15 protein-coding genes are annotated in these 14,591 nt (G+C 60.8%); 9 read left to right on the top strand and 6 right to left on the bottom strand.

The genetic code is table 11. The features are described from left to right. The first annotated feature begins 18 nt into the window (after positions 1-18). Positions 19-705, top strand: coding sequence for an SDR family oxidoreductase (locus ACYZUM_RS30470; RefSeq protein ID WP_473061218.1), 687 nt, complete (start codon positions 19-21; stop codon positions 703-705). Positions 706-952: 247 nt separating this feature from the next. Continuing rightward, positions 953-2,311 (top strand): 8-oxoguanine deaminase, encoded by a 1,359-nt coding sequence (locus ACYZUM_RS30465; RefSeq protein ID WP_108181598.1) that lies wholly within the window; start codon positions 953-955, stop codon positions 2,309-2,311. Between the two features lie 109 nt (positions 2,312-2,420). Here the strand turns inward: ACYZUM_RS30465 and ACYZUM_RS30460 are convergent, their stop codons facing one another. Continuing rightward, positions 2,421-3,512, bottom strand: coding sequence for a calcium:cation antiporter (locus ACYZUM_RS30460; protein WP_108181597.1), 1,092 nt, complete (start codon positions 3,510-3,512; stop codon positions 2,421-2,423). A 274-nt stretch (positions 3,513-3,786) separates the two neighbouring features. Here ACYZUM_RS30460 and ACYZUM_RS30455 point away from each other — a divergent pair, with 274 nt between their 5' ends. From ACYZUM_RS30455 to ACYZUM_RS30445, 3 genes are all read left to right on the top strand, one after another. After that, positions 3,787-4,860 carry a BMP family ABC transporter substrate-binding protein gene (locus ACYZUM_RS30455; RefSeq protein ID WP_108181596.1) on the top strand — a complete coding sequence of 358 codons (1,074 nt, stop codon included), beginning with the start codon at positions 3,787-3,789 and terminating at the stop codon, positions 4,858-4,860. Positions 4,861-5,005: 145 nt separating this feature from the next. Then, complete coding sequence (locus ACYZUM_RS30450; RefSeq protein WP_108181595.1) at positions 5,006-5,971, top strand: 2-oxoglutarate and iron-dependent oxygenase domain-containing protein; 966 nt, start codon at positions 5,006-5,008, stop codon at positions 5,969-5,971. A gap of 82 nt (positions 5,972-6,053) precedes the next feature. Next, positions 6,054-7,007 carry an adenosine deaminase gene (locus ACYZUM_RS30445; protein WP_003221371.1) on the top strand — a complete coding sequence of 318 codons (954 nt, stop codon included), beginning with the start codon at positions 6,054-6,056 and terminating at the stop codon, positions 7,005-7,007. A 108-nt stretch (positions 7,008-7,115) separates the two neighbouring features. Here ACYZUM_RS30445 and ACYZUM_RS30440 read toward each other — a convergent pair whose 3' ends face one another. The 3 genes from ACYZUM_RS30440 to ACYZUM_RS30430 all read right to left on the bottom strand — a co-directional run bounded on the left by ACYZUM_RS30440 (position 7,116) and on the right by ACYZUM_RS30430 (position 10,602). Then, entirely contained in the window at positions 7,116-8,495 is a 1,380-nt protein-coding gene (locus ACYZUM_RS30440) for an MFS transporter (RefSeq protein ID WP_108181594.1), read from the bottom strand. A 129-nt stretch (positions 8,496-8,624) separates the two neighbouring features. Next, a complete protein-coding gene (locus ACYZUM_RS30435; protein ID WP_041067961.1) occupies positions 8,625-9,356 on the bottom strand; it encodes an ArsR/SmtB family transcription factor in 732 nt (243 codons plus the stop codon). Positions 9,357-9,672: 316 nt separating this feature from the next. Then, entirely contained in the window at positions 9,673-10,602 is a 930-nt protein-coding gene (locus ACYZUM_RS30430) for a LysR family transcriptional regulator (protein ID WP_086794394.1), read from the bottom strand. 118 nt (positions 10,603-10,720) lie between these two features. Here ACYZUM_RS30430 and ACYZUM_RS30425 point away from each other — a divergent pair, with 118 nt between their 5' ends. The 3 genes from ACYZUM_RS30425 to ACYZUM_RS30415 all read left to right on the top strand — a co-directional run bounded on the left by ACYZUM_RS30425 (position 10,721) and on the right by ACYZUM_RS30415 (position 12,387). Then, positions 10,721-11,014: a putative quinol monooxygenase gene (locus ACYZUM_RS30425; protein ID WP_041067967.1), complete on the top strand. Its 294-nt coding sequence runs from the start codon at positions 10,721-10,723 to the stop codon at positions 11,012-11,014. Between the two features lie 32 nt (positions 11,015-11,046). Then, positions 11,047-12,060 carry a zinc-binding alcohol dehydrogenase family protein gene (locus ACYZUM_RS30420; RefSeq protein ID WP_047291086.1) on the top strand — a complete coding sequence of 338 codons (1,014 nt, stop codon included), beginning with the start codon at positions 11,047-11,049 and terminating at the stop codon, positions 12,058-12,060. A 153-nt stretch (positions 12,061-12,213) separates the two neighbouring features. Next, positions 12,214-12,387 (top strand): hypothetical protein, encoded by a 174-nt coding sequence (locus ACYZUM_RS30415; RefSeq protein WP_169842458.1) that lies wholly within the window; start codon positions 12,214-12,216, stop codon positions 12,385-12,387. A gap of 3 nt (positions 12,388-12,390) precedes the next feature. Here ACYZUM_RS30415 and ACYZUM_RS30410 read toward each other — a convergent pair whose 3' ends face one another. Together ACYZUM_RS30410 and ACYZUM_RS30405 are read right to left on the bottom strand one after the other, a co-directional pair. Further along, entirely contained in the window at positions 12,391-13,593 is a 1,203-nt protein-coding gene (locus ACYZUM_RS30410) for a multidrug effflux MFS transporter (protein ID WP_041067973.1), read from the bottom strand. A gap of 215 nt (positions 13,594-13,808) precedes the next feature. Continuing rightward, the gene (locus ACYZUM_RS30405) at positions 13,809-14,009 is read right to left on the bottom strand and encodes a heavy-metal-associated domain-containing protein (protein WP_047291084.1); all 201 of its coding nucleotides are present in this window, start codon (positions 14,007-14,009) and stop codon (positions 13,809-13,811) included. Positions 14,010-14,157: 148 nt separating this feature from the next. On the opposite strand from ACYZUM_RS30405, the gene ACYZUM_RS30400 reads away from it, so the two are divergent. Then, positions 14,158-14,541 carry a hypothetical protein gene (locus ACYZUM_RS30400; RefSeq protein ID WP_041067979.1) on the top strand — a complete coding sequence of 128 codons (384 nt, stop codon included), beginning with the start codon at positions 14,158-14,160 and terminating at the stop codon, positions 14,539-14,541. Positions 14,542-14,591: the final 50 nt, after the last annotated feature.

Genomic DNA, 14,591 nt, shown 5'->3' with positions numbered 1-14,591 from the left:
TATTCAAGGAACCCCGTCATGTCCCAGGCAAAAAACGCACTGATCATCGGCGCCTCCCGCGGCTTGGGCCTCGGGCTGGTGAAAACCCTGCTGGCCGACGGCTGGCAAGTGACCGCTACCGTGCGCAATCCGCAAAAGGCCGAGGCGCTGCAAGCGCTGGGCAAGGTGCGGATCGAAAAACTCGACATGGACGATCAACAAGCGGTGATCGCCCTGAGCCAACAGCTCAAGGGCGAGACTTTCGACCTGCTGTTCGTCAACGCCGGGGTCAAAGGTCCGGAGGTGCAAACCCCGGGCGGCGCGACCCTGGCCGAAGTCGGCCAGTTGTTCTTCACCAACGCCGTGGCGCCGATCAACCTGGCGCAGCGCTTCGTCGGGCAGATCCGCGACGGCAGCGGCGTGCTGGCGTTCATGAGTTCCGGTCTTGGCGGCGTGACCGTACCGGACGCGCCGGAGCTGGCGCTGTACAAGGCCAGCAAGGCCGCGCTGAACTCCATGACCAACAGTTTCGTCACGCAACTGGGCGAACAGAAACTGACCGTGCTGTCGCTGCACCCGGGCTGGGTGAAGACGGACATGGGCGGTGAAGGTGCTGACCTGGATGTCGAGACCAGCACCCGTGGGCTGATTGATCAGGTGAATGCGTATACCGGCAAGGGTGGGCATCATTTCATCAACTACAAGGGTGAAACCATTCCCTGGTAAACACTGAAAACCACCTGTAGGAGCTGCCGCAGGCTGCGATCTTTTGATTGTAAAAAACAAGATCAAAAGATCGCAGCCTTCGGCAGCGCCTACAGAGGGTGATGTGTTGGCTTGTCGGGTTGGGCTTGCCCGCTGTCGCGATTTGTTTGAAACTGCGCAGCTCGTCCAACGCGGCGACCCTGGATCAGCAGACAGGGCAACACTGAGCTGGCAACCCTGAACCCAACTTTCAGAGGAGCCGGCCACAATGCCTGCGACCCGTACCTGGTTAAAAAATCCCCTCGCCATTTTCACGGCCAATGCGCTTGATGCCCGTGGCGGTCTGGTGCTGCAAGACGGCGTGATCGTCGAAGTGCTGGCGGCCGGTCAGCAACCGTCCGCGCCGTGCAATGAAGTGTTCGATGCCCGCGAGCACGTGATCCTGCCGGGCCTGATCAACACCCATCACCATTTCTATCAAACCCTGACTCGCGCCTGGGCGCCGGTGGTCAATCAGCCGTTGTTCCCGTGGTTGAAAACCCTGTATCCGGTGTGGGCGCGGCTGACTCCGGAAAAACTCGCCCTCGCGACGAAAGTGGCTTTGGCTGAATTGCTGCTGTCGGGTTGCACCACCGCCGCCGATCATCATTACCTGTTCCCGGACGGCCTGGAAAACGCCATCGACGTGCAAGTCGACACCGTGCGTGAACTGGGCATGCGCGCCATGCTCACGCGCGGTTCGATGAGCCTCGGCGAGAAGGACGGCGGCCTGCCACCGCAGCAGACCGTGCAGGAAGGTCAGGTGATTCTCGACGACAGTCAGCGTCTGATTCACGAGTACCACGAGCGCGGCGACGGTGCACAAATCCAGATCGCTCTGGCGCCTTGCTCGCCCTTTTCGGTGACCCCGGAAATCATGTCGGCCAGCGCCGAACTGGCGAATAAACTCGACGTGCGTCTGCACACGCACTTGGCGGAAACCCTCGACGAAGAGGATTTCTGCCTGCAGCGTTTCGGCCTGCGCACCGTGGATTATCTGGACAGCGTCGGCTGGCTCGGCCCGCGCACCTGGCTGGCCCATGGCATCCACTTCAACCCGGATGAAATCGCTCGCCTCGGCCAGGCCGGCACCGGTATCTGCCATTGCCCGAGTTCGAACATGCGTCTGGCCTCCGGCATCTGCCCGAGCATCGATCTGACCGATGCCGGCGCGCTGTTCGGTCTCGGCGTGGATGGTTCGGCCTCGAACGACGCGTCGAACATGATCCTCGAAGCGCGGCAGGCGTTGTACATCCAGCGTCTGCGTTACGGCGCGGAGAAGATCACCCCGGAACGCGTGCTCGGCTGGGCAACCAAAGGCTCGGCGAGCCTGTTGGGGCGTACCGACATTGGTGAGCTGGCGGTGGGCAAGCAGGCGGACCTGGCGCTGTTCAAGCTCGATGAGCTGCGCTTCTCGGGCAGCCATGATCCGATTTCGGCGCTGTTGTTGTGCGGTGCCGATCGTGCCGATCGGGTGATGATTGGTGGCCAGTGGCGGGTGATTGATGGCCAGGTTGAAGGACTGGATCTGAAAGGCCTGATCGCCGATCACAGCCAGGCGGCTCGGCAGTTGATCGCCGGTACCTGATCCAATAAAGAACCCTGTAGGAGCTGCCGCAGGCTGCGATCTTTTGATTTTGAAAACAAGTCAAAAGATCGCAGCCTGCGGCAGCTCCTACACCGGATTTGTGGTGGGCTTAGAGACCCAACAGCGACAGCATGATAAACGTCGCAAACAGCACAAAGTGCGTCATACCCTCAATCGCATTGGTCTCGCCGTCATTCAGGTTGATCGCACTGACGATCAGCGTGATGAAGATCATCACTGTCTGCACCGGGGTCATCGCCATCTGAAACGGCTGACCGGTGTACAGCGCCATCGCTTCCATCACCGGCACGGTCAGAATCACCGTCGACAGTGACGCGCCCATCGCAATGTTCACCACCGATTGCATGCGGTTGGCCAACGCGGCACGCAACGCTGTCAGAATCTCCGGCGCCGCGGAAATCGCCGCCACCAGAATCGCCGTGATCACCGGCGGCGCGCCCGTGCCTTCCAGGCCCAGATCGAGGGTCTTGGACATCACTTCGGCCAGTGCGCCGATCACCACCACCCCAAACACCAGAATGCCGATCGACCACGCCAGGCTCAGCGGTTTCGGTTCATTTTCCACCGGTTCTTTCTTGCGGCGTTTATCCGGGTAGCTGTAGCTGAAAAAGTAACTGTGCGGCCCGACCTGCATGCGCAGGAACAATGCGTAAAGCACCACCATCGCACCGATGGTGAACGCTGAATAAACCTTCCAGTTGGCCGCCGGAATAAACTCCGGCACCACCATCGATACGCCCATGGCGGTGAGGATCATCACGCTGTAGCTGCGTGCCGAATCATCGTTGTACGACTGCTCGCCGTGCTTGAGCCCGCCCATCAACGCGGCGAGGCCGAGGATGCCGTTGATGTCGAGCATCACCGCCGAATAGATCGTGTCCCGCACCAGTGTGGCCGAGGCTTCGTTGCTCATCATGATTGCCAGGATCACCACTTCCACCAGCACCGCAGCGAGGGTCAGGATCATCGTGCCGTAAGGATCGCCGACTTTTTCTGCGAGCAGTTCGGCCTGATGGGCGACGCGCATCGAGGCGGCGACGATGAAGCCGATCAGCACCAGACCGCAGATCAGCGCGACGACCTGCCCGCTGTGGAGCATCCAGTGTTCCAGCGGGTAGGCGATGCACGCGGCGATCACCGCCAGCAGCAGAAAGCTTTCTTGCTTGAGGATCGTGAGCATGACGGGCCTTTTTGCCGAGAGGTTCGAATGAGCTACTGACTGCGGCGCGGCGCTAACGTTTCGTTACACCTTAGCGCACCAGCCGACAGCGTGAATCCACTGACTTGCACTGCGTTGGTTCCGGCGCTGAAAAGATCGCAGCCTGCGGCAGCTCCTACAGGTTGCGCATTCCCCTGTAGGAGCTGCCGAAGGCTGCGATCTTTTTGTTTGTTGTCCTGTTGGTCAGCAATTTGCATTGCCCCTGACCACACACAACAAAATGGAGCTCCAATTCATGCAAATACGTCCGCTGCACAAACTGCTGTGCGCCGCCATCGGTCTGGGGATCAGCCTGAGCGCCAGCGCTGCCGATCCGCTGAAGGTCGGTTTCGTCTACATCGGCCCGATCGGCGACCACGGCTGGACGTATCAGCATGAACAGGGGCGCAAGGCGCTGGCAGAGAAATTCGGCCCGCAGATCAGCACCAATTACGTCGAGAACGTGGCCGAGGGCGCCGACGCCGAGCGGGTGATCCGCAACATGGCCAAGGACAACTACGACCTGATCTTCACCACCTCCTTCGGCTACATGAACCCGACGCTGAAAGTCGCCAAACAGTTTCCCAAGGTGACCTTCGAACACGCCACCGGCTACAAGCAGGACAAGAACCTCGGCACCTATCTCGCGCGCACCTACGAGGGTCGTTATGTCGGCGGCTTCCTCGCAGCGAAGATGACCAAGACCAAGAAGATCGGCTACGTCGCCTCGTTCCCGATTCCGGAAGTGATCCGCGACATCAACGCCATCCAGCTGGCGCTGAACAAATACAACCCCGGCACCGAGATCAAAGTGGTGTGGGTCAACTCGTGGTTCGACCCGGGCAAGGAAGCCGACGCCGCCAACGCGCTGATCGATCAGGGCGTGGACGTGGTGTTCCAGCACACCGACAGCCCGGCGCCGATCCAGGCCGCCGAACGCCGTGGCGTGTACGCCGTGGGTTACGCCTCGGACATGGCGCACTTCGGCCCGAAAGCGGTGCTGACTTCGATCGTCAACGACTGGGCACCGCACTACATTCAGGCCACGCAAAGCGTGATCGACCACAGCTGGAAATCCCAGGACTACTGGGGTGGTTTGAAAGAAGGTACGGTTGAACTGCCGATCAGCGACCTGGTGCCGGCACCGGTGAAAGCCGAGGCCGAGCAGATCATTGCCGACATCAAGAGCGGTAAGTTGCAACCGTTCACCGGGCCGATCAAGGATCAGGCCGGCGTGGAGAAAATCCCTGCTGGGGTGAGCGCAACCAATGCCGAATTGGCGTCGATGAACTATTACGTGGAAGGGATGAAGGCCGAGATGCCGAAGTAAACCTTCGATTCACCACACAAAACCCGGTGGGAGCGAGCCTGCTCGCGAAAGCGGTGTGTCATTAAACAAAAATGTTGTCTGGCACCCCCTCTTCGCGAGCAGGCTCGCTCCCACATTGGAAACACAGCGTATTCAAGGATTGTGTATGGATCAGCTTCCGGTCATCGACATCAGCCCGCTCTATTCCACCGACCAAAACGCCTGGCCCGCCGTCGCCGCGCAGATCGACCAGGCCTGCCGCGAATGGGGCTTTTTCTACATCAAGGGCCACCCGATTTCCGCGCAGCGCATCGACTCGCTGCTCGACCACGCCCAGCGTTTTTTTGCGCAACCGGCAGAAGAAAAACTGCGGATCGACATCACCCGGACCCGCCACCATCGCGGCTACGGCGCCATCGCCACCGAACAGCTCGACCCGGACAAACCCAGCGACCTCAAGGAAACCTTCGACATGGGCCTGCACCTGCCGGCGGATCATCCCGAGGTGCTCGCGAATAAACCCTTGCGCGGGCCGAATCGCCATCCACCGATCGCCGGTTGGGAACCGCTGATGGAGCAGCACTACCTCGACATGCAGGCGCTCGCGCAAACCCTGCTGCGGGCGATGACGATTGCGCTGGGGATCGAACGCGACTTCTTCGATTCGCGCTTCGTTGAGCCGGTCAGCGTACTGCGGATGATCCACTACCCACCACGCCACACCGCCAGCAGCGCCGCACAGCAAGGCGCCGGAGCGCACACCGATTACGGCTGCATCACCCTGCTCTACCAGGACAGCGCCGGCGGCCTGCAAGTGAAGAACATCAACGGTGAATGGATCGACGCGCCACCGATTGACGGCACCTTCGTGGTCAACCTCGGCGACATGATGGCACGCTGGAGCAACGACCGTTATCGCTCGACGCCGCACCGGGTCATCAGTCCGCTGGGAGTGGATCGCTATTCGATGCCGTTCTTCGCCGAGCCGCACCCGGACACACGTATCGAATGCCTGCCCGGTTGCCAGGACGCACAGCATCCGGCGAAATATCCGACCACCACCTGCGCCGAATTCCTGCTGTCGCGCTTCGCCGATACCTACGCCTATCGGCGCGAGCCGCAAGCGGTGTGATGGATCGCTTGGTCAGGTTTTGCCAATTGTTTCGGCGCGCATCTGTAGAATGGCCGCCATCTGCACCTGATGAGAAAAGAATATGTACGATTGGCTCAACGCCCTGCCCAAGGCCGAACTGCACCTGCATCTGGAAGGCTCGCTGGAGCCTGAGTTGCTGTTCGCCCTGGCCGAACGCAACAAGATCGCCCTGCCGTGGAGCGATGTCGAAACCCTGCGCAAGGCCTACGCCTTCAACAACCTGCAGGAATTCCTCGACCTGTATTACCAGGGCGCCGATGTGCTGCGCACCTCGCAGGACTTCTACGACCTGACCTGGGCCTACCTGCTGCGCTGCAAAGCGCAGAACGTGATTCACACCGAACCATTCTTCGACCCGCAGACCCACACCGACCGTGGCATCCCGTTCGAAGTGGTGCTCAACGGCATCGCCGCGGCACTCAAGGATGGCGAGCAGCAACTGGGCATCACCAGCGGTTTGATCCTGAGCTTCCTGCGCCACCTGAGCGAAGACGAAGCACAGAAAACCCTCGATCAGGCGCTGCCGTTCCGTGATGCGTTTGTCGCCGTCGGCCTCGACAGCTCCGAGATGGGTCACCCGCCAAGCAAGTTCCAGCGTGTGTTCGACCGCGCCCGCCACGAGGGTTTCCTGACAGTCGCCCACGCCGGTGAAGAAGGCCCGCCGGAGTACATCTGGGAAGCCATCGACCTGCTGAAGATCCAGCGCATCGACCATGGCGTACGCGCCATCGAAGACGAGCGCCTGATGCAGCGGATCATCGACGAGCAGATCCCGTTGACTGTGTGCCCGCTGTCGAACACCAAGCTCTGCGTGTTCGATCACATGTCGCAGCACAACATCCTCGACATGCTCGAGCGTGGGGTGAAGGTCACCGTCAACTCCGATGACCCGGCGTATTTCGGCGGCTACGTCACCGAGAACTTCCACGCGCTGCACGAACACCTGGGCATGACCCAGGATCAGGCCAAGCGCCTGGCGCAGAACAGCCTGGATGCGCGTCTGGTAAAACCGTAAAAACGCTGAAGTTCCAATGTGGGAGCGAGCCTGCTCGCGAAGGCTTCGTGTCAGTCACAGTTTGAGTTGTCTGACACACGCCTTTCGCGAGCAGGCTCGCTCCCACATTTACACCGGTGTCGACTCTGTAAGCTCTTCCAGCGTCTTGCCCCGCGTCTCCATTCCGAACAGCCACACCACCCCCGCCGCAATCGCAAAGCACAGCGCCCCCAGTGCAAACACTCCGCCCTGCCCGGTAATCGGGAACACCAATCCGGTCACCAACGGCCCGAGCAGCGAACCGACACGCCCAATCGCCGAGGCAAAGCCCGAACCTGTGGCGCGCGCCGAAGTCGGGTACAACTCCGGCGTATAGGTGTAAAGCACCGCCCACATGCCGAACAGGAAAAACTGCATCAACAATCCCGAGCCGATCAGCAGCGCGACATTGCCCCCAAACACCGCACTCTGGCCGTAGATGAACGCCATCACCCCGCCGCCCAGCAGCGTGACGATACACACCGGTTTACGCCCCCAGCGTTCCACCAGCCACGCCGCCATCAGAAACCCGGGAATCCCGCCCAGAGAAATCAGCACGGTGTAATACACCGACTGGGTCACGGCGAAACCCGACTGCTGCAACAAGGCACTGAGCCACGACGTCAGCCCGTAAAAACCGAGCAAGGCGAAAAACCACAGGCTCCAGATCATCGTCGTGCGCTGGCGGTATTGCGGCGACCAGATCTGCTGCAGAGCCGAGAAGAAGTTGCCCGGCGGCGTCACTGTCCTTGGCAGGCGCACCGGCTCCGGCAGCGTCGCCCCCCCGAGCGACGTGCGCACGCGCGTCTCTATTGCGCTCAGAACCTTGTCCGCCGCCTCATGGCGTCCGGCTTGCTCCAGCCAGCGCGGTGATTCGGGGATAAAGAAACGGATCGCCAGCACAAACACCGCCGGTACCGCCAACACCAGGAAGATGTCGCGCCAGCCAATCAATGGCAGCAGGAAGTAAGACAGTACGCCGGCAGCGACAAAACCCAATGGCCAGAAACCGTCCATCAACGCGATGTAGCGACCGCGCCGTTGCGCCGGGATCAGCTCCGAGAGCATCGACTGCGCAATGGGAAACTCCATGCCCATGCCGATCCCCAGCAGGATCCGGAACAGCGTCAGGCTCTCGACCGTTTGCGCGGTCGAACACAGGTAACTGGCCACGCCCCACAACACGATGCTCCACTGAAACACCGGTTTGCGTCCGAAGCGGTCGGCGAGCATGCCCGACAGCGATGCCCCCAGCACCATCCCAAAAAAACTCGAACTGGCGAGCAGGCCGGCTTGTGCACTGCTCAGGCCAAACTCGCTTTTGATCGAGCCGAGCAGGAACGTCATCATGGCCAGATCCATGGAATCGAAAAAGAACGCCAAGGCGATGATGATGAAAATGACCCGGTGATAACCGCTGAGCGGCAGCCGTTCCAGGCGTTCTGCCGCGCTGAAGTTTCGCGTATCCATACCTCATCCCCCATCCACGAAGTGTGCGGACCGAGTGTGCGCGATAACGCCTCAACGCTTTTTCTGGATACGACCTGTTCGCAGTCACAGACGACGCAAGCCCCGAAGTGTTGACCGGCGAATGCTCTATTACGCCAGTTCCAGCTCGACTTCCTTGGCGAAACAGTGGATTTCCCGCTGTCCGGCCGGCGTGACTTGCAATGCGCGAGAATCCTTGGGCAGCACCAGCCAGCCGGACTGCATGAACAATTGCAGCAACGCGGCGCCCAGTGAACCGCCCAGATGCGGACGGCGTTCGCTCCAGTCCGGACAGGCACACGCCACCTGGGCCTTGCGATGAGCCAGGGCCTGAATGAACACCCCGCGATTCGCCAACTGCGTCGAGCCTTTGAGCGTCACCACGACCCGCTGCTCGATCTGTTCGATCCAACCGGCATCAAGCAAACGCTGGTACAGATCGGCGGCCAGCGTGCCGCCCAAATGATCATCGCAAAAGCGCGCACGCAGCAGCGAGGACGGTGCGGTTCGTGGATTGTTGATCGGCGTCGAGCGTTTGAATACGTGAGGGACGTCCCGCGGCGCACTGGCAATCGTGGCACTGGCCAGGGCTTCAATGGCGGCTGCGATTTCCGGAGCCGCCAGACGGAAGAAACGCTTGCGTCCACGGACCTCGACTTTCAACAGGCCACCCGCGGACAAACGCCCCAGATGCGCACTGGCCGACGACGGCGACAGCCCTGCCAGCAGCGCCAGCTCCTCGGTCTGGCGGGCCGAGCCATCCATCAACGCCCACATCATCGCGCTGCGCTTGGGGTCGGCCAGCAGCGTGGCGATCTGGCTGATGCAAGGTGCATGTTCCATGTATTCACTCCCTGTTGAATCGTATCGTCTACTGCTCGAAGACATCTTGACCAGTAATGTGTCGTCGGCCAAGACGGGTAAAACGCCATGAGCCGGTGCAAGCCAGGTCAGCACTGCCACACCCGTCGATGGCGTGTTCACAGCGTTTGTATGGCGCAGGCACGGCCCTGGAAAAACCGGCCTGATTCTGCCCTGGCCAGTTGTCGGTGCAGGTTTGAGGCGGTCGCTAGTATAAGCGGGATGCACGCTGCTTCCTGCGCCGTGGCTGACGCGAATGGTGATAGTTCCTGAGTGAAATTTCGCTAATTGCCTGCGACTAATGATCAAGTTTCGGGAAATTGGGAAATTGACTACTCAATTCGACGCATCGGCTGGCGAGCATTTCCCTTAAAAGGTTTACCGGCTTACTCAATTGCGCGCGATGGGCGCACAACAGATTCAGCGGAGCACGCTCGCAGAGAAGCTCCGGCAGCAACACTTTGAGGCGTCCGGCGAGGACATCGGTGCCGACATCGAGCCACGATTTATAAGCAATGCCCGCCCCCGCCACCGCCCACAACCGTACGACGTCGGCGTCATCACTGAAGCGATCACCACTGACCGTCAGACCGACTTCGCGCTTGCCGTCATGAAAACTCCAATGGTCATGCACGCGGCTGCCGAGCATGTACAGCAGGCAATTGTGCTGCGCCAATTGTTCGAGCTGACGCGGCTCGCCGTGGCGCGCCAGGTAGGCCGGCGAGGCGCAGAGCACGCGGCGATTGTCCGGGGCGATGGGCAGGGCCACCAGGCTCGAATCTTCCGGTTCGCCATAGCGCAGGGCGATGTCCACTGGCTGGCGGAACAGGTCGGCGATACGGTCACCGAGCAACAGGCGCACGGTCAGCTTCGGGTGCTCGCGCTGAAACTCGTCGAGCCACGGCAACAGCAGGTTACGCCCGAAATCCGAAGGCGCCGATAACTGCAGGATGCCGCTGACCTGATCCTGCGCGCTGGAGAGAAAGCGCCGGCCCTCGTCCAGCGAACCGAGCGCGGCCCGGGCATATTCGAGAAAGCCTTCGCCCTCGGCGGTCAGGCGCAGGCTGCGGGTCGAACGCGCCAGCAAGCGCACGCCCAGTTGCTGTTCGATACGCTTGAGCGCGGCGCTGGCCACCGCGGCAGACATGTCCATCACCCGCGCGGCTGCCGACAGACTGCCCAGGTCCGCAGCGCGAACGAACAACTGTAAATCGTCGAAACGCAGCATTCTCAGCCTCGATTATCAAAATAAAATTGAAAGAGACTGCTCTTTTAGCCGGTTTTATCGCGCCGAGAAATAGCCAATGATTGGCCCAAGCCCATTTATCCCGCGACTGGAGCCAAACATGTCCCAAGCATTCACCGCCATCGCCACCCTGATCGCTAAACCCGGTCAGCAGGACACCCTCGAAAACGCCCTGCGCGCACTGGTTGAGCCGAGCCGCGCCGAGGAAGGCTGCGGCCAGTACGACCTGCACCGCGACCTCGCCGACCCGCTGACTTTCTATGTGATCGAACACTGGGCCAGCGAAGAAATCCTCCAGGCGCACAACGCCAGCGCGCACTTCCAGAATTTCCAGACCACAGCCGGCCACTGTATCGAACACTTCCAATTGAAACGCCTGGGCAGCATCGCCTGAGCCCTTCTTCTATTACCGCTACGGAGCAAGTCATGAAAGCCATCGCCTATTACGCTTCCCTGCCGATCAGCGACGAAAAATCCCTGCAAGACATCGAACTGCCGGAGCCGGTCGCCGGCCCGCGCGACCTGTTGGTGGAAGTCAAAGCCATCTCGGTCAACCCGGTCGACACCAAGGTGCGGCAGAACGTGGCGCCGGAAAACGGCGCGGCAAAAGTGCTGGGCTGGGACGTCGCCGGCGTGGTCAAAGCCGTCGGCAGTGAAGTGACGCTGTTCAAGGCCGGCGACAAGGTGTTCTACGCCGGCTCCATCGCCCGTGCCGGTGGCAACAGCGAACTGCACGTGGTGGATGAGCGGATTGTCGGCCACATGCCCAAGTCCCTGGGTTTCGCCGAAGCCGCTGCCCTGCCGCTGACCGCGATCACCGCGTGGGAATTGCTGTTCGAACGCCTGCAGATCCGTGAGGGCAAGACCGATGAAGGTCAAAGCCTGCTAATCGTCGGCGCCGCTGGCGGTGTCGGTTCGATCCTCACCCAACTGGCCCGCCAGTTGACCGGCCTGAAGGTGATCGGCACTGCGTCCCGTGCACAGACTCGCGACTGGGTGACTGAGTTGGGCGCCGATCTGGTGATCGATCACAGCCAGCCGTTGAGCGAAGAGCTAAAGCGCGCCGGCATCGATCACGTGACCCACGTCGCCAGCCTGACCCAGACCGATCTGCACCTCGATCAACTGGTCGAGGCCTTGGCGCCGCAAGGCAAACTGGCGCTGATCGACGATCCTAAGTCACTGGACGTGAGCAAACTCAAGCGCAAGAGCCTGTCGCTGCACTGGGAATTCATGTACACCCGCTCGCTGTTCGAAACCCCGGACATGATCGAGCAGCACAAACTGCTCAACCGCGTGGCCGAGCTGATTGATGCGGGGACTTTGAAAACTACGGTGGGCGAGCATTTCGGCACGATCAATGCGGCGAACCTGCGACGCGCGCACGAGTTGCTGGAAAGCGGCAAAGCCAAGGGCAAAATTGTTTTAGAAAGTTTCTGAGAATCCGACGGCCGCAATCAGCGCCAGACCCGTCAAGGGCTGGCGCTGTTTTTTGCCGTCAGTCAGATGCTTCTCCGTTGTCACAAATGCGATCGTATTCAGGTCTACAATCGAAACCTCTGCGATGCATCTTTTACACAAGGGAGGTCAGCAATGAAGATCCTGATAAAAGAAGTGGCAAAGTCTCAATGGCAAGTTCGTCTGGACCAGCACGCCGTGACCTTTCGCAGTGAAGCCGAGGCGCTCGCCTTCACCCGCACCCTCGAAGCGCGCCTGCACGCGCCCCATCAGATTCCCCAGCCCGGACAACAACGCGCCGTCGGCTGAAGTTCAGGCTTCGGCCTGTGCTTGCGCCAGTGCCCGGGCATTCTGCAAACGCCGGGTGTACATCGCAATGCTCACCACCAGCAGTCCGCACAGGCTGATGACCATGGCCATCGGCATGGCGCTGCCGTCGTGCAGGACACCCACCAGCGAGGCCGCGCCGGAGGCCACGCTGAATTGCAGGCAGCCCATCAGCGCCGAGGCACTCCCGGCACGCGCGCCCTGGCCGTTCATCGCGCATGCCGCAGCATTGGGCAGGATGCAGCCGAGGCTGGCAATGCACACGAACAACGGAATCAACAGCGGCCACAATGCTTCGGTGTGCATCGCGCTGACCGCGAGCAGCGAAACGCCGGCCAACAGGTATACCCACACCGCTCGCGCCAGCAGGAAGGACGGACCGCGCTTGGCCAACAGCCGCGCGTTGACCTGAGCCACCAGAATGAAACCCGCTGCATTGGTGCCGAACAGCCAGCCGAAATGCTCGGCGGGTACGCCGTACAGTTTGATGAAGACAAATGGTGAGCCGGCGATATAGGAAAACATCCCGGCGACCGCGATACCGCCGGTCAGTGCGTGGCCGAGAAACACCCGGTCGCCGAACAACCGGCCGTATTGACGCAACGCACCGGACAGCGGCTGGCGCGGCACGTAGGCCGGCAGGCTTTCCGGTAACCCCAGCGCCACAGCGAGGCCGGCCAGTGCACTAAAGCCGGTCAGCACAAGGAAGATCGACTGCCAACCCGTGGTGTTGACCAGCAGACCGCCGAGCAATGGTGCGAGGATTGGCGCCAAACCCATCACCAGCATCAACTGCGAGAAGACTTTCGCCGATCCGACGGCATCGCATTTGTCGCTGACCACCGCCCGGGAAATCACCATCCCCGCGCAGCCGCCCAAGGCCTGGACGAAGCGGGCCCCGATCAGCCATTGCAGATTCGGCGCATAGGCGCAGGCCAACGAGGCCAGCGTGAACAGGCCGACACCGACCAGCAGCGGCAGGCGCCGACCAAACCGGTCGGCCACCGGGCCATACAACAACTGCCCGATCGACAGACCGGCGAAATACGCTGCCAGTGTCAGCTGGACGTGCTTTTCATCGGTGCCAAAGGCCAGCGCCATTGACGGGAACGCCGGCAGATAGAAGTCGATCGCCAGCGGACCGAAGGCGCTCAAGGCACCGAGAATCAGAATGGTACGGAAGTTCATCAGGCATCCAGGTTGGATTGGAGTCGGCAGCCCGACAGTCTAGCCGCGCAAAGACACCTTGAACATTCCGATAGCTCGCTAACTATTAAAAAGTCAGACGAACTGCCCTGTGGAGTTTTCCTGCAAAAATCAAAAGATCGCAGCCTGCGGCAGCTCCTACATTGGAATGCGTTTCCTGTAGGAGCTGCCGAAGGCTGCGATCTTTTGGCTTTTGATCATCCGGCGAGTTTTACCGGGTAGCCCTCTTCGCTGATGACCTCGATCACCTGCTCAGGGCTGAGCGAGCTTTCGACGCCGACTTCTTTGGCTGCCAGATCGACCCGCACGCTGGCCGCCGGATCTTTCGCCTGCACGGCGTTGGTGATGGCTTTGACACAGTGGCCGCAGGACATGCCTTGAACGCTGAACACTTGCATGGAGGGACTCCTTTGAGTGAGGTTGCCGGCAGTGTCGAGCTTGCCACCATGGCAAGGTCAAGTTCTGCGTAAAACTGCCGGGCTGGCAATCGGCGCTGCGCTCAGCCAAGCTGCGTGCATCAATGACTCAAATTCAGGAGATTCAGCCATGCGCTGGTCAGCTTTCAGCCTGTTTGGCTTGCTCAGCCTCTTTGCCGCCCTGCCTCAGGCCAATGCGACCGGCGAGGACTATGCGGTTCTGATCATCTCGCGCGAGCGCCTGGAAGTGCCGACTTCCTGCGAGATTGGCGTGTACGTCAATGATCAACTCGCTGGGCGTCTGCTGCAGGAACAGACGACTTCCTTTAACCTGCCCCACGGCACGCTGTCCATTCGTCTGAAACAATTGCCTGGCCAGGTGCCGGGTTGCCAGGCAGGCATGCTCGCGCCGCCCGCGCAGCAGATCTCGCTCAAGGCCGGCGATGTGCTCAAGTACCGGATCGCGGCCAACGCCAAAGGGCTGTACCTGCGACCTGCCGCCCTCGAATATTGAGTCAACGAAAAAGATCGCAGCCTTCGGCAGCTCCTGCATTGGAATGCAAT

This window comes from Pseudomonas sp. m6p (assembly GCF_055760375.1).
This window is presented reverse-complemented; position numbering and strand designations above follow the sequence as displayed.